Source organism: Altererythrobacter sp. BO-6, assembly GCF_011047315.1.
Classification (GTDB): domain Bacteria; phylum Pseudomonadota; class Alphaproteobacteria; order Sphingomonadales; family Sphingomonadaceae; genus Erythrobacter.
On the sequence record NZ_CP049259.1, the window covers coordinates 2,521,046 to 2,536,552 of the forward strand.

A 15,507-nucleotide genomic window follows, 5' to 3' on the forward strand; every position below is an offset into this window, starting at 1 on the left:
TCTCATAATGCTATGGCGACTTTTCCATCGCGTGCTTTGCCATGCCTGTGGCTGGGCAATGCCAACTTAGGCTAGGTCGCCCAAAGTTTCCCTCAGCGGGTCGAGCCACTGCGAATAAGGTCGCCAGACTTCCATTCCATCGCGATTTATCGGACGCCGCACCTGTTCACTGCTCGGAGTGCGTACGACTCGATCCAAACGGTGGAATTCGAGCACAGATTCGGACCAATCCAATCCGAGATATTCAATTGCCTTGCCAACCTCTTCCCGCGCATCCTCGACTAGGTTGCTGTAGTCGACATGGTGGACCAGGCCCGGCGCTACCTTTTGGAGATGAGCCATAATCCGGACATAGTCGACGTAACTTCGACCTACATCCTTAAGCGTAAAGGATGATGGATGGGCACTGGTAAATGATTGTGTGAAGTTCGAAAAACAGCAATCCATTGCCGGACGGCGGATGTCAATGAAGCGTGCTTGAGGAAGAATCCGGCGAATGAACAGGATATTGTTCCAGTTGTGCGGTAGCTTATCGATGATGAAAGGGCGCTCAGTGGTGCGGTGTACCTGCATCCGTCGAAGGTAATCTTCGCCAAACCTGCGCGCTTGATCTTCAGGCAATGCCATCAGTGCTTGCGTAACGGTAACCTTGCCTCGCCGGGTTGCCATTTCCATGAAACTACGAAGGATGGCAGGAATATAAGGGAGTTCGCCGACAGGTTCGATTGACGGATGGCTGCCCAGCATTTGCTCAAGCAGGGTGGAACCTGACCTTGGCAAAGAGACGATGAAAATCGGAGTGACAGCCCCCACCGGCTCGCTCGAAAGGCGCTGCACAAAGGTAGAGTCGATGCGCTGCTCGACTTCGGTGATTTCCTGCGTCAGTTCGTCGGCATTGTAGTTGAGTTCCTCGGCCCGAATGCGGTTCCCTTCTTCGTAATGCGTAAATGCGGCTTGAAAGTCGCCAATGTCGTGGAGCGCCCGTGCAAGGGCGAAATTGAGAGGAGCCTGATTGCGCGGATCAATCGCGATCACCAGCGACTTCCGCATTGCCGAGATATCGTTCTCGTCAAGTATTTTACGCTTGATGCTGGCAATGCCCCACCAGGCTTCGCCAAATTCATCGTTGATGGCGATTGCTTCACGATAGGCGGCAATCGCACGATCTACATCGCCAGCGGCACGCAAGCTGTGTCCATATGCAACCCAGACTTGGGGATCCGACGCATGCTCCTGCAAGATTTGCTGATATAATTCACGCGCTTCTTGGCTGCGCCCGATTTTTTCAAGCAAGCCAGCGACGATGGCCTGGAAGTGATGCTCGCCACTTTCATTCGACAATCTTTCGAACATCTCCAGCGCTTCTAGCGGGCGCTGCTGCTGGCTAATCGTGACTGCCAGATTGCGGCGCGTATCGAAATCGGTCGCGCCTTTCGCCAAGGCATTGCGGAGAAAATGCTCAGCCTGGCCAAGCGCCCCCAGCCGCAGCGCGGCAAAGCCAAGTTTGGCGAGTGCTCGGGCGTCAGTTGGATGCTGGCGCAAGTAGCCCAGCAGCAACTGCGCGGCTTGCTCGTACCGTTCGGATTCCAGCAGGCTCTGCGCCCGCGCAAGCGCAAGATTGGTTGTCACTGTGCCTTGCTGGTTCATCTTACCTCCGGACCTCAGGCATAGCCGAGCAATGACCGCAAGCCAGGGGCCTGATAATCTACCAAAGCGCGGTGCCGCTCGCCAAGAACGTCAGGCAGTTCTATCGCAACTCCCGACAGGTTCTCACGAGAAGTGCCGCTTTGGCGCCGATCAGAACCGCGCTTGACGCGGACGCGCCAGTCTGCGGGCAGGGCGATCCCGCAAGCATCCAGCAGGGCGCCGAAGAAGCGCTCCGCCTCACCGGTGTCCAGAGCCTGGACATGCAGGACCAGTTCCTCATAGGTTACGATATGGCAGCGGGCGCCGAGCCAGGCTGCGGCATTGAGTTCATAGATGTCGTTGAGTGACGGCAGCTTCCCCGGCAACCCGAAGACCATCATCGTCAGCAGTTCGTCAGCTGTCAGGGCGCCACTGGCCAGATGATCGACGTTACCTTCAAATTGATCGGAAAGGATAAAGCGAGCTCGGGCAATTACCCAATCATAGGGGTCACGATAGAGCAAGATCCGGCGTGTCGGTGCCGTCTCGATCGCCGATGCGTCTGCAAAGAAGAGGTGCCCCCAACTGAGCATCGGGTTCGCTGCCGAAAACGCCCCCAAATGTTGCTTCATATTGGCCCATTGGATGAAATCGGCACTGTATTGCTGGTCCACCGGCACGAACATGCGCAGAATGTTGCGCAGCAGGTGGCTCCCGCTCTTCGGCACGGAGTTGAGGAATACCGGCTGTTTCAGCCGTTCCTGGGCGAATTCGGCATTTGCCTCGTCCAGATTGTCTCGCTGGACCAAGATCTGCGGCATGGCTTGTGTCTTTCTCGTCTTGAAGCTTGGCCACTGCTCTAACAAATGGGGCGGCATGTTGCCATGCCGCCCCACCATATCGTTCTTAAGTTCTACCCTAGGGGGAAGTTTAGAACTTGGCAGTCACATTCACGAAGCCACGCCGTCCGGCAAAGCCGTACTGCGAGGCAGCGATCACCGGGCCGAGCATAGTGATCTGGCCACCGTTCAGTACCGACACCCGCGGCGGACGCGTATCGAACAAATTGTTGATACCAGCGGTAATCGCAAATCTGCCATCCGCGATCTCCTGGGTAATCGAGAAGTTGTGATAGAACTTCGCACTTGCAGTTACGTCAGGGCAATATGTGCCATAGATCGGCAGGTCATCCGCCGTGCTAGCGGTGTCCTGACGGTTGAACGAATTGATACAGGGGCCGCCAAAGGCATCCTCCAACTCCCGCTGGTTGGAAGTCGCGCCAATCACGTTCACCCCATAGAATAGGCTCAAGCCGGAATCATGCGACCAGGTTGCCCGGAAGTCTCCGACCCACTTTGGTGAGCCGGCCTCGCCATTGTCGGATTCAATCGGCGATCCGGGCAGAAGGACGAAGTCGTCCTTCAACTGCCATGTCATATCCGCCGTAAGCGACAACAAGCCAAGATTTCCGAAGTCGTGACGCAGATTTACAGCTACGTCGATACCGCTGTTCTTCTGCTGCGCGATATTGACGAACTTGTCGAAAACTTCGTTAATCTGGTAAATCGCCGTCGCGTTCTGGCCACGGGTAAACAGGTCACAGAGCGGCTCATTGGCGAAATCTTCCGAGTTGTAACAGCCGAAGAGGATCTGGCCGGCGCCCAACTGGTCAACTTCTCCCTCAACCTTGATGTTGAAATAGTCGACAGCAATGCGGAGATCGGTATCTCCGAGGAACGACAGCTTCGGCGTCAGAATAGTCCCTACGACGAACGCCTTTGAGGATCCCGCCTCAAGTACACCCAGACCGCCCGACGAAATCACCGTGGCGCTTACACCGCCGGCAGCATAGTTGCCGGGGATGCCATCTGCCGCGCAGTTATCCGCTACACGTTGGGAGGTGGTGCCAGCAGCCAGGCCAGCTGCCCAGTTTGAACACGGATCAATGCGTCCCTGCGACTGGAAGCTCGTCTCATCGGCCAGGAACTGTTCGAACAGTGCTGGTGCGCGGAACGAAGTGCCGTAACTGCCGCGGAACCGCAGCCAGTCATTGACTGCCCAGTTCAAACCCAGCTTGTAAGTCCAGTTGCCGTTATCGGAATCCGACACGCCATCCGAAGCGCGGGTTGCCTTGACATTGGTGACACGGCCCGCGGCGGAAAGCGTCAACTCCTCGAAGAATGGCTTGTCTGCAAGCAGCGGTACGTTCAGTTCGCCGAAAGCTTCTAGCGTGTCACTCTTTCCGGCGGTAATCCCACTTGCCGACGCGCCCCATGCGTTGGCGGCGAGCGTAATCTCGCCCGGCGTATCATTAATTTTGTCCCGCCGCGCTGTAACACCCATTGCAACCCCGACCGGACCGGCGGGCAGATCGAAAAGCGATCCGGACACCGACGCTTCGCCAGTCAATTGGGTGTATACAGTTTTGCCTTCCTCCCAATCGAACAGGAAGTCGATTTGCTCCTGGGTCAGGTTGCCACGAAGGAACTCAGGGTCGGCCCACGGTATGTCGATACACTGCTTGCCCGAAACGGGCAGCGTCGATCCGACACAGGAGCTATACTGGAAATAGCCGGAGTCGTAGGCGTCCTGCAGGATCTGCTGGCTGCGATAGCGCCCCACACTCTTGCTGTACTGGCCATATACTTCGTACTTCCAGTCACCCTTGCCGCCCAAATTGCCACGCAGACCGGCTACGCCACGGTAGTAATCGACCTTCTGGCTGTTATCACTCAAGTTTGTGATTGCCGTGGGACTGATAAAGTTGACACCCTGCCAGCCGGCCCCCCAATAGTTGAAGTCGGTGGGAGAACCGGTACCGTAAAGGTCGCCAGTCCAACCAAAGTTCCAGAACTGCCGCCAACCGTTTTGGTAGGTTTCCCGACGATTGAAGAGAAACTCTCCGAACAATTCGACAGCATCGGAAATCTCGTAAGCACCTTCGGCATAAATGGTGTACAGATCGGTTTCGGGGACAATCGTCTGCTCTTCCACGAAGGGGTGATATGCGTTCTGAACCGCCATCGAAGCGGCGTCATATCCGGTCGGGAAGAAACCAGCCGGTACACCAAGGTCGCCTTCGTATGACGGGGCGCCATAAGCGGGAATGTTCAATACGCCTCCGCCGGGCCCATCTGCATACTGGTATTGAATCAGAACGGTGCGCCCACCTGGCGACGTTTGGATCCCGGTGTCTGGTCCGCCCGGGCCATCGAGCCGCATGTTATCGATTAAGTTGTAAGTCCACACGTGGCCCCAGCGCAGGTCTTCACAATGCGGTTTGCCGGTGCGCGGATCGATCAGGTCGGCACGGTTGCCGGCTTCATCGAAGATGTAGGCTTCGGGGCAGGCCAGATAATCGCGATCCCCACGGGCAAGCTCGTTCGTCCGCGAATAGTCGCCCGCAATCATGAAATGACCACGATCGAATGTCTTCGTGTAGCTGCCGCTGATGCGGTATTCCTCGCCGCCGCCGTCAAACGGAACAGATGTGTTGAAGTTGAGCGTCAGTCCATCGTCCTTCCTGCCAGTCATGATGTTGACCACCCCGGCGACGGCATCTGAACCGTAAACCGACGACGCACCGGTCTTCAGGATCTGGATGTCGTTGATGATCGAAAGCGGCAGAACGTTAAGGTCGAATGACGAAACCCCGCCACGCGTACCCGCCGGACCAGCACGGCGGCCGTTAAGCAGAACGAGCGTGCGGTTGGCGCCCAGGCCGCGCAGGTCAACCGTTTGTGCGCCCGGCCCTCCATTGGTGACAAAGTTGGACGAAATTGCGGAAGTTATCTGAGTCGAGCCAGCCGCAATCGGCGAGGTCTGCAAAGCTTCAGCCAGTGAGAGCTTGCCTTCCTTCTTGGCCACTTCCGGGCTGACGATCGCAATCGGATCCGGGCTATTGAACGGGGTAACGTTCTGGATGCGCGAGCCGGTGACGACGATGCCCGAGGCTTGGGGCGCCGCTTCGCTAGCCTGATCGTCGCTGTCAGTAGCGTTCGCTTCCTGGCCCAATGCCGGGTTGGCAATTACGACTGCGCTGAGCGCTACACCCGCCATGAGCGGCAGTCGCCCATGCGACTTCGAATTGATTCTCTTCATTGTTGATGACCCCAGTCCAAATGATGATTGACAATTTAGAGCAAAAGGGGGCGGGAGGTGCAACCCGAGCGAGCAGGTTCCACACTAAGAACGACGCCTACAAGCTAGAAAGTGGCAAATTTGCCACAACTCCTTCCGCCGCCGCTTTTGTCACTAGATGTCAGCCAGTCTTGAATTCAGACGTGACCATGAACCCGAGCATCCCCAAATCCGCGAGAATGCCCCTAGCCAATCTAGAAAATGCCAAGAACGGTTTGCGTGCGATTAACCGGACCTTTAAAAAGGGGGCTAAGCTCTTCTTTCTGCACTTGCATCCGCAGGAAACCCAGTATGATGAGCCGTCCATTCCAGACTTCTATCCCTTGTTGCGGATGGCGCGCTGGCACTTCTCGAGCGACAAGACTTCGGATAGATCGGAGGAATGAACCTCACCGCGCTTGAACGATCCGATCTGACCCAGCTGCGCGAAGCCTTTGCCGTGCACGGCTGCGTTTCAATCGGCCGCTTCCTGCCCGACGATGAAGCCTCCGCGCTGGCTGGCAGCCTCGCTCAGAGGCAAGATTGGGTCGAGGTGTTCCAAGGCAGGGACCAGGCCTATGACATGGCGGCCGGAGCATTTGAGGCACTTGATCCTGCACAAAAGCGGCAGCTTGACGAACTCGTGTGGCAGCAGGCCGCCCGCGGTTTCCAGTTCCGGTTCCGCTCGATCCGGGTTCCTGATGCACGGGAACAACGCGTACCGTCGCAGGATGAGCTGCATGCCTTTGCGGAATTCATGTGCAGCGAGCCGGTCATGGACCATTTGCGCCTCATTACCGCTTGCGATGACATCGCTTTCGCCGATGCTCAGGCGACAGCCTATTCGGCCGGACATTTCCTGACCGCGCATGATGACGATGTGGCGGGCAAGGGGCGGCGGGCGGCCTATGTCTTCAGCCTGACCGAGAACTGGTCGGCAGACTGGGGAGGATTGCTGGTTTTTCCGCAAGGCGAGGAGCTGACCGGTTTTCTGCCGGCGTTCAACTGCCTGCGCATTTTCCGGGTCCCGCAGCCGCACAGCGTGACCTTCGTCCCGCCCTTCGTCAGCCAGACGCGCTATTCGATCACAGGGTGGTTGCGGACCGCCCCATCATAATTCGAGCGGTTCGTATCCGAACCGTTCCACCCATGGCGCCAGGATCGGAAGAATGGGGCGCATGAATTCCCGATAGGATTCCCATCGGCCGCTTGACCGAGTGTAGAGCTTCTCGGTCACCTGGGCGTAGCTTGGCGTGCGGATATAGCCGCGTTCCTTGGCAGTCGTCTGATAGTCGAGCAGGGAAGCATCCCACTCAAGACCTAGGAAATCGAGCAGCGGGCGAAGCTCGCCTTCAAGGTCAACCACCATATCCTCGTAACGCACGGTGTGGACATTTAGAGGAAGCACTTCGCGCGCGCGCATCCAATGGCACATTACTGCATCATAAAGCTTGGCCGAATTCTCGATTGTGAGAAAGCTCGACATTGCCCGAGTGACGCGGAAATTCTGCATGTAGCAACTAAGGACGACGTCACAGGGGTGACGCAATGCAAAGACATATTTCGCGTCCGGAAAGGCCCGATGGATAAAGGCGGCACGGACGGTCATCAGCGGATATTTGTCGATCAGAAGCGCGTCACCAGTAAACTTACTGCCGCGCTGCAATTCGTCGTAATACGCATTCCGCATGGCAGCGATGCCTTCTAGCCCCATTTCCGGCAGGCTATCGATCTCATCAGCGGCCTCCTCAAGGCGGGCAATCATCGCTTCCTCTTCGCGGACATGTGTGGAAGGATGACCCATCAGGATTGTGTCCAGCAGTGTAGTTCCCGAACGCAGGAAACCGCCGAGCATGACAGGTGACAGCCTTTGATCGCTAGGTGCATGATCAATCCATGAGGCTGCCCAATCTGTCGACATGCGGATCGTTCGCGATGCGATCAAGGCACTGTGCTCAGATCCATTAAACTGTCGTGCTTCCGGTTTGTTAGCCATTGCCGCGTTCATCCGCGTGAAGGCGTGCCATGCGACCGTGTAGTCGCCTATGCGATCGGCTATCTTGCCAATGAACTCGTCGCGAACGATTTCATCGAGAAACTCCGGTTGGCTGGACTGAACCAAACTAAGGGCCTCTGACAACTTGCCCTCGCGCTGAAGCAGCAAAGCGCGAAGGTAAGCGATATCTCCTCCTGTGATCCCCCGCACCTCGGCTTGGGACACCAGCTCCGCAAGATCGTTTAGTCGGTTTTCCTGTTCGAAAAGCAAACCCAGATTGACGTGGGCCCTGATATTGGAAGGAGCAAGCGTCAATGCCATCCGGTAAGCTTTCTCGGCCTCCTCGCGCAGTTCGAGTGCCGAATAAGCAGAACCGATCAGTATGAACACTTCCGGGTCACGGATCCCGCCCCTGGCGGCTTCCGACAGCAAGGGCAGGGCTTCCTCAGGGGATGAATGCAGCAGGAGAGATTTGCCGAGTTCAAACTGAACCTTGGCGTCCTGTGGCTTGATTGCCGCTGCCTGCCTGAAGCAATCCAATGCAGCAGCGAACTCGTCGTTTCCTGATCGGGCACGACCTAGATTTAGAAGGATATGGGCAGACCTGAGGTCGTTGCTATGTGCTCTTGCCAAGACCTCGATGGCCTCTTTGAACCTGCCTGCAGAAATCAGCGCATTTCCGAAATTGTTGAGCAGTTGCGGATCGTTCGGGGCTTTGTTGGCGGCGAGACTGAAGAGATCGGCGGCTTTGTCGTGATTGCCAGCTTCCTTTTGTCCCAATGCGCGCAAGTGAAGGGCACCTAAGTCTTCGCCAACCGATGCCAGTAATACTTCAACCCTATCGAACCGGCGCGCCTGGAAGGCGGCCTTTGCCACATTGAACCTAAGGTTGGTGTCCTTTGGTGCGAGGACCAGTGCCCGCTCAAGCGTCTGCATCCCGCTTACTGGATCGCCGCCTTCCATCTGTGCGATACCCAGGACCTGCAAAATCTGCGGGTTGGTCGGCTGCAGCTTTAACGCCTGCTTCGCAAGCTGTTGGGCGGTTGTGAAATCAGATTGCTGTATCGCTGCGACAGCGCGCTGCATTGTGACGGCGATCTGGTTCATAGCCATCCAGCAGTGGGACTGAAGATGGAAGGTCGAGTGAGAACAGGGTTAGTTCGAACCATCGGGCATTCCCTGCGGTTGCCGCCGCATTTCGTCCAGACCGGATTTGGCAGCTTCTGCGATCGCTTCCCATTCCTCTTCTGTACGGCAGAGCCTTTTTTGAAAGCGCGATCCGGTGCGTTGCTCATATTTGCAGATCTTCTTGCCTTTATCAGCGGTGTTGCCAGCTTTGGTCGAAACCTCAGCCTGGGGTTCAGCTTCTTGTCCGGCGGTGCGACTTGAATCCTGCGCTGCTACAGTAGCGCCGAAGCTTAGGCAGATTATGAGCGATAAGAACAATTTCATGTATCATTCCAATTCTAGCCTCGAGGCGGAACAGGATTGAAGGCTAACAACCTAAATACGCATAGGGAAACAAAAAAGGGGCGAGCACAAGCCCGCCCCTTTCAAGTCTCAAGTCGATCTTGAGATCAGAACCGAATGCGGCCCGACACAAACACCCGGCGACCATAAATGTCGTAAAGCGACGGATCGGTACCCGACTGTGAGTTCGGAGCGTATTCTTCCGGACCACGGTCGAACAGGTTGTTCACGCCCACGCGGAAGGTCAGCGGGTCAACCTTAAACTCAAGCGCGGTATCGACATAGACTGCCGTACCAGGGCCGGTAAAGGTTTCTCCGACATATTGCACGGCAGCCCGGTTTTTCATCCCGTCGATGTAGCGGATGCGGGTATCAAGCTTGATGTTTTCGTTGATCCTGAAGTCGGTCTGCAGGTTGGCTCTCCAGCGCGGGAAACTCGTTCCCAAGCCAGCACCAAAGTAAGATGCTGTATCCGCATAGTCGATCGTGACACCAGGAAGCTCTTCGACCTTATAATCGATCAGATAGTTCACCATCAGGTTGAAACCGATTGACGATTCCGGACCGATGAACTCGGTCGGCAGGTTGTAGGCCAACTGGAAGTCGAGACCTGAGGTCTTGAACTTGCCCTGGTTCTGGAAGGTGAAGTAGCCAGAAGCGTCACCACCCAATGCCGAAGGAAGGACGATCTGCAGAATGTCCGGAACGCGGAAGAAGCCGCCATCCGAGCCACCGCAGTACGGGCTTGATGCACTCAAGCTGTCATTCGTTCCCGGCAGCAGGCCAAAACAGGCTGCAATCAGGATGTTCGGGTCAGGCTGCAGGATCGCGTCCGTCACCTTGATGTTGTAGTAGTCCAGCGAGCCGGTAAAGCCGAAAGCATTGAACACTGTACCAAGGGTGAAAGTCGTTCCCTTTTCAGGCTTCAGATCGGTGTTGCCGGTATAGCCAAGGAACACCTGGCTGCCAGGAGTTTGCGCATAGGCGTCGACAGCCGACTGGCTGAAGTTCGTTCCGAACGCAGCTGCATCGATACAAAGCTGACGGGCTGCAGCGCCGCCGCTCTGGCGGAAGTTGCTGGTTGTGGAGCAGGGATCGAAATATTGCGGGAACGAGCCACCACCCGAGAACAGTTCACCGAAGTTCGGTGCACGAACTGCACGCTGATAGCTCCCGCGGACGCGGAGTGAGTCATTCACGTCGGCCGTGAACGTTGCACCATAGGTCCAGTCGCTCTGGCTTTCGCCGTCAATCCCGTTCTGGATATCGTTGAAATCGCTCTTCGAGTTACGAGCAAGCAACGAAAGTTCGGCGTATTGAACGAAGCTGTCAGAGACGAGCGGGATGTTCACTTCCCCAAAGAAGTCAGTGAATTTGTTGGTGCCCTTGTCGTTGGTGCCTGTGTTGAAGCCGGCAATCGGGCCGCTCAACGATCCAGCATCGTAGAAATAATCGAACTTACGTTGTTCGGCGCCAAGGACAATCGACAAAGGTCCAGCCGGAAGCTCGGTCACATTGCCCGCAATGTAAGCCTGATAGATTTCCTGGTTGAACTTGGTCGTGGTTGAAGCAGGAGCTGAAACGTAGTCGATACAAGACTGCGAGAACGGCTGGCCGGCACCGAACGGGTTGAAACCGCCCGTACAAAGCGAGGCGCCGCCATCGGCTGCTTCAAGCAGGTTCTGGACCTTCTGCACATCGACGTTTCCGTCCAGATCCACGTCTTGCGTGGTACGGCCCTTCGATGCGTAGATTTCATAGCGCCACCCGGGAGCGATCTCGCCACGAAGACCGATCAAACCCTGGATAACTTCGTTGTTGAAGTTTTGTTGACGCAGGCCGGTGGGCAGGAAGCGTTTCGCAATTGTGAACGCTTCAGTGGCGCCCGAACCAACGATGTTTGCGTCATTGCCGGTACGCGAGGCCAGCAGAGTCGCCAGATCGGCCGGAATGAACGGATTGGTCACAGGGACGAGCAGCGCAGTTACGTTCCTGCCAGGCTCGATCAGAGCCGACTTGGCCCGCGTCGGGTTTGTCCCAGAAAGGCTTTCAACGCGGGTGCCGATCGGGGTCGGCGCAAGAGCGGTTGCGGAAGTGTATTCTACCCACGAACCCTGCACAAACACTTCGACGGCCGGGCTGATCTCGTAGTGGCCGGTCAGGAACGCGCTGGTGCGCTCATAAGGCAGAACGAGATAGTTGATGATGTCGAAATTGTAGGTGTAGAAATCCGGGAAGTAGTTAAGGTTCGGATTTGCAGCAGAATCAACGCCGTCACGGAAGTTGGTCACATCGACCGGGCTGTTGAAGATGCCGACGCCGAACAGCGAACCATCCGTGTTGAAAGCGATCTTCGAAGTACCAGAAACCGGAATGTCCTTCGGGGCGGAGCCGTAGCCAAGGAATAGGGCATCGATCGCTGACTGTGCAAACGGGTTCGAACCATCGCGGACCGAACCGGTCGGGAAGGTGCCAGTGGTCGAGGTAGCCTGGGCAGCAAATCCGCGTTGGCCCTTGAGCAGAGCTTGGCGCGACGAGTGCTCGACGGAGATCGCCATATTGCCGCGACCGTCAGCGAAATTGCCGCCGATCGTGCCTGAGAACTGATATTCCTTTCCGTCCCATTCATCGAGAACGTTCGAATATGTGGCCCGCAGGTCAACCCCTTCAAAGTCGTCCTTGAGGATGAAGTTGGTAACACCGGCAAGAGCGTCTGCACCATAAACCGCGCCGGCGCCGCCGGTGACGATCTCAACGCGCTCGATCAGGCCCTGCGGAATGGTGTTGATGTCGACGCGCTGCGACGAGTCAGACACCATCGGACGACGACCATTAAGCAGAACCAGGTTGCGGTTGGCGCCGAGGCCGCGCAGATTGATGTTCGACTGGCCACCGTTGCCGGGGTTGTTCGAAGTTGAGGTACCGGCCGGGTTAACCTGCGGCAGAGTGTTGAGGTAGGTTTCGAGCGTAATGTCGGCTTGCTCAACTGTTTCATCACCCGTTACAACCGCAACCGGGCTGGGTGACTCGAGGTTCGGGCGAACAATACGCGAACCTGTGACGATAATTGCGCTGCTAGTTTCTGCTTCCGCGCCTTCATCGGCATCCTGAGCGAAGACTGGCTGTGCGGCAATTGCCATGCCGATTGCCAGCGTACCGGCGCTGAGTCGGAGTTGTGTGGATTTCTTCATTTGGTTTTGTACCCTTATGAATGTGAGCGATCGCAAGGCTGCAATTGCTCAGTTGCTGGCTGGGATGAGTTCCGAAATGCCAATCTGCATCTCAGACGTCCCTCCCGGCCAATTCCTCCGGACGATCCCGCCAGGCAGCCTTTCGGTGGCTTGCCTAGCCGACGGGCTTTCCCTGATGCGCGGACTACGCTCATAGATCGCAACAAGAAAGAATTCTCGGCCCATCAGGGCAAATTGCAGACACCGTGTTACACCAATGCAACACTGCGGAGTGACCGTAGAATGAATGTCTATTTTTGTTACTCTGTGCTGATCTTTCTCGCAATTTTCTTGCCGACCCTCGCATTTGTGGCCGGAACGCCGCGGGCTCTGCACCTATCCATTCCACTCGGTTGCAATTTGAGACGAATCGTCCATTTGGGCTGCATGCGGGAGCGCGCGCCCAGTTGACGCGCGTTCGTCCATTGCTAACGAGAACCGATACATCACCGAGGCGAGAGAGATGACCACAGCCTATATCGTTGAAGCCGTAAGAACTGCCGGCGGCCGCCGCGGAGGGCGCCTGGCCGGCGTCCATCCGGTCGACCTGCTGGCCAAGTCGCTGGACGCCATTGTAGAGCGCAGCGGGATCGATCCCGGCGCGATTGACGACGTTGTCACTGGTTGCGTCAGCCAGGCCGGTGAACAGGCGATGCAAGTCGGCCGCATGGGCGTGCTCGCCTCCAAATTGCTGCCGCAATCGACCCCGGCGGTGACAATCGACCGCCAGTGCGGATCGAGCCAGCAGGCGATCCAGTTCGCCGCGCAAGCGGTGATGAGCGGCACGCAGGATGTGGTGATCGCCAGCGGCGTGGAAAGCATGACCCGGGTGCCGATGGGCTCTAATGTGACGTTTCACATGAAGGAAGGCCTCTACAGCAAGGCTGCGGGGATCGAGGAGAAGTTCCCCGGCATCAACTTCAGCCAGTTCATGGGCGCCGAGATGATCGTGAAGAAGCACGGCTTCACCAAGGACCAGCTCGACGAATTCGCGCTGTCGAGCCATCAGAAGGCCATCGCCGCGACGCAGGCGGGCGCGTTCGAGAACGAGATCGTGCCGGTCGAAATCGAGACCCCCGAAGGTCCCGAAATGCACACCGTTGATGAAGGCATCCGCTTCGACGCTACGCTGGAAGGAATCGCGGGCGTCAAGCTGCTCAGCCCCGACGGCGCGATCACCGCTGCCAGCGCCAGCCAGATCTGCGACGGATCCTCGGCGGTGCTGGTGGTGAGCGAGGAAGCGCTCAAGCGCCACAACCTCACCCCGCTGGCGCGCATCCACAACCTTACCGTGACCGCGGGCGATCCGGTGATAATGCTGGAAGAGCCGCTGTTCGCGACCGATCGCGCGCTTGAGCGGGCGGGCATGAAGATCGGCGATATCGACCTGTTCGAAGTCAACGAAGCCTTCGCATCGGTGCCACTGGCCTGGCTCAAGCACACCGGTGCCGATCCGGACCGGCTCAATGTCCATGGCGGCGCGATTTCGCTCGGCCACCCGCTGGGCGCTTCGGGCACCAAACTGATGGCCACGCTGGTCCACGCGCTGCGGCGCCACGGCAAGAAATACGGGCTACAGACGATGTGCGAAGGCGGCGGCGTCGCCAACGTTACGATTGTCGAAGCGCTTTAAATCCCCCCAATCCTGAGAGGAAAATACTGATGGAAATTGGCAGCAATACCCCTGCAGTGGTCACCGGCGGTGCGTCTGGCCTGGGCGCGGCTACCGCGCGCGCGCTAGCGGCGAAAGGCGCCAAGGTCGCGATCTTCGACATGAACGAGGAAAAGGGCAACGCCATGGCCGCGGAAATCGGCGGCGTGTTCTGCAAGGTCAATGTGACCAGCGACGATGACGTCGATGCGGGCTTCGCCAGGGCCCGCGAAGCGCACGGGCAGGAGCGTATCCTCGTCAATTGCGCCGGGATCGGCAACGCGATCAAGACCGCCAGCCGCAGCAAGGAAGACGGCAGCATCAAGCACTTCCCGATCTCGGCCTTCGATTTTGTGATCCAGGTGAACCTCATCGGCACTTTCCGCTGCATCGCCAAGTCGGCGGCGGGCATGCTGACGCTCGACCCGCTCGACGAATTCGGTGAGCGCGGCGCGATCGTCAACACTGCCTCGGTTGCGGGCGAGGATGGGCAGATCGGCCAGGCGGCTTATTCGGCTTCGAAGGCCGGCGTTATCGGCATGACCCTGCCGATCGCGCGCGACCTGATGAACGAGGGCATCCGCGTCAACACCATCCTGCCGGGCATTTTCGACACTCCGCTGCTCGCCGCCGCGCCGCAGAACGTGCGCGATGCGCTGGCTGCATCGGTGCCGTTCCCCAAGCGGCTCGGCATCCCGACCGAATACGCCAAGCTGGCGCTGTGCATGATCGAAACCGGCTATTTCAATGGTGAAGATGTGCGGCTCGACGGCGCGATTCGGATGGCGCCGCGTTAAGCCGGGAATCCGGCCGCAACTTTCCGTTACGCTCCCGCTTGGCAGGAGCAAACAGGTAGGAAGCCCTCCGCCGACCAAGGTGGGGGGCTTTTTGCAGGCCTAAGCCTCGGCAGACCGGCGTTCCGCCTTCTCGCGTTCAGCCTTTTCACGCTGCACGGCAACAGCCCGTGCCTGATTGGCTAGCCCCAGCCAGGTTTTCTCTGCGCGCAGCTCGCGCTCGCGGACATTTTCAAGCGTCGCCTGCTCGGCAGCGGCGGCCGCTGCATCGGCGCGTTCCTTGTAGAATTGGTAGCTGTCAGCCATTGCGCGCTCCTTGGCAGCAAGTGGGACCGGTGGGTGCGGGGGTATGCCACCGCACCCGGTCATTGGTTCAGTCGGCAGCCGAAAGGTTGACTGCGCTTTCCTTGCCATTGCGGCCGGTTTCGACCTCGTAATTAAGGCGCTGTTCCTTATCGAGCGTGGTCATGCCCGCGGCCTGGACTGCCGAAATGTGGACGAAGCTGTCCGACGAACCGTCGTCGGGCTGGATGAAGCCATAGCCTTTGTCGGTGTTGAAGAATTTGACTGTTCCAGTCTTGCTCATGGTTGTTTCCTTTCAAGAAACGATGGTTGCTCGCT

Annotated in this window: 12 protein-coding genes; 4 read left to right on the forward strand and 8 right to left on the reverse strand. The window is 57.7% G+C overall.

The window, feature by feature from the left end; translation table 11 throughout:
* Window positions 1-66 precede the first annotated feature (66 nt).
* From G6N82_RS12305 to G6N82_RS12315, 3 genes are all read right to left on the reverse strand, one after another.
* The gene (locus tag G6N82_RS12305; RefSeq protein ID WP_165196860.1) at window positions 67-1,647 is read right to left on the reverse strand and encodes a sulfotransferase; all 1,581 of its coding nucleotides are present in this window, start codon (window positions 1,645-1,647) and stop codon (window positions 67-69) included.
* A 14-nt stretch (window positions 1,648-1,661) separates the two neighbouring features.
* Window positions 1,662-2,447 carry a hypothetical protein gene (locus G6N82_RS12310; protein ID WP_165196862.1) on the reverse strand — a complete coding sequence of 262 codons (786 nt, stop codon included), beginning with the start codon at window positions 2,445-2,447 and terminating at the stop codon, window positions 1,662-1,664.
* Between the two features lie 109 nt (window positions 2,448-2,556).
* On the reverse strand, window positions 2,557-5,727 hold the full coding sequence (locus tag G6N82_RS12315; protein ID WP_165196864.1) for a TonB-dependent receptor: 3,171 nt from the start codon (window positions 5,725-5,727) through the stop codon (window positions 2,557-2,559).
* A gap of 20 nt (window positions 5,728-5,747) precedes the next feature.
* On the opposite strand from G6N82_RS12315, the gene G6N82_RS12320 reads away from it, so the two are divergent.
* Both G6N82_RS12320 and G6N82_RS12325 read left to right on the forward strand, forming a co-directional pair.
* Entirely contained in the window at window positions 5,748-6,152 is a 405-nt protein-coding gene (locus G6N82_RS12320) for a hypothetical protein (protein ID WP_165196866.1), read from the forward strand.
* Window positions 6,149-6,862 carry a 2OG-Fe(II) oxygenase family protein gene (locus tag G6N82_RS12325; protein ID WP_165196868.1) on the forward strand — a complete coding sequence of 238 codons (714 nt, stop codon included), beginning with the start codon at window positions 6,149-6,151 and terminating at the stop codon, window positions 6,860-6,862. Before G6N82_RS12320 ends, G6N82_RS12325 begins: the two co-directional genes overlap by 4 nt.
* On the opposite strand, the gene G6N82_RS12330 is transcribed toward G6N82_RS12325, so the two are convergent.
* The 3 genes from G6N82_RS12330 to G6N82_RS12340 all read right to left on the reverse strand — a co-directional run bounded on the left by G6N82_RS12330 (window position 6,857) and on the right by G6N82_RS12340 (window position 12,402).
* A complete protein-coding gene (locus G6N82_RS12330; RefSeq protein ID WP_165196870.1) occupies window positions 6,857-8,848 on the reverse strand; it encodes a tetratricopeptide repeat-containing sulfotransferase family protein in 1,992 nt (663 codons plus the stop codon). The genes G6N82_RS12325 and G6N82_RS12330 overlap by 6 nt on opposite strands.
* Before the next feature lie 48 nt (window positions 8,849-8,896).
* Window positions 8,897-9,193, reverse strand: coding sequence for a hypothetical protein (locus G6N82_RS12335; RefSeq protein ID WP_165196872.1), 297 nt, complete (start codon window positions 9,191-9,193; stop codon window positions 8,897-8,899).
* A 125-nt stretch (window positions 9,194-9,318) separates the two neighbouring features.
* A complete protein-coding gene (locus G6N82_RS12340) occupies window positions 9,319-12,402 on the reverse strand; it encodes a TonB-dependent receptor (protein WP_165196874.1) in 3,084 nt (1,027 codons plus the stop codon).
* Window positions 12,403-12,904: 502 nt separating this feature from the next.
* Here G6N82_RS12340 and G6N82_RS12345 point away from each other — a divergent pair.
* Both G6N82_RS12345 and G6N82_RS12350 read left to right on the forward strand, forming a co-directional pair.
* Window positions 12,905-14,074: an acetyl-CoA C-acetyltransferase gene (locus G6N82_RS12345; RefSeq protein ID WP_165196876.1), complete on the forward strand. Its 1,170-nt coding sequence runs from the start codon at window positions 12,905-12,907 to the stop codon at window positions 14,072-14,074.
* A 29-nt stretch (window positions 14,075-14,103) separates the two neighbouring features.
* A complete protein-coding gene (locus tag G6N82_RS12350; RefSeq protein ID WP_165196878.1) occupies window positions 14,104-14,889 on the forward strand; it encodes an SDR family NAD(P)-dependent oxidoreductase in 786 nt (261 codons plus the stop codon).
* 99 nt (window positions 14,890-14,988) lie between these two features.
* Here G6N82_RS12350 and G6N82_RS12355 read toward each other — a convergent pair whose 3' ends face one another.
* Window positions 14,989-15,192 (reverse strand): hypothetical protein, encoded by a 204-nt coding sequence (locus G6N82_RS12355; RefSeq protein ID WP_165196880.1) that lies wholly within the window; start codon window positions 15,190-15,192, stop codon window positions 14,989-14,991.
* A gap of 67 nt (window positions 15,193-15,259) precedes the next feature.
* Window positions 15,260-15,472 carry a cold-shock protein gene (locus tag G6N82_RS12360; RefSeq protein ID WP_165196882.1) on the reverse strand — a complete coding sequence of 71 codons (213 nt, stop codon included), beginning with the start codon at window positions 15,470-15,472 and terminating at the stop codon, window positions 15,260-15,262.
* Window positions 15,473-15,507 lie beyond the last annotated feature (35 nt).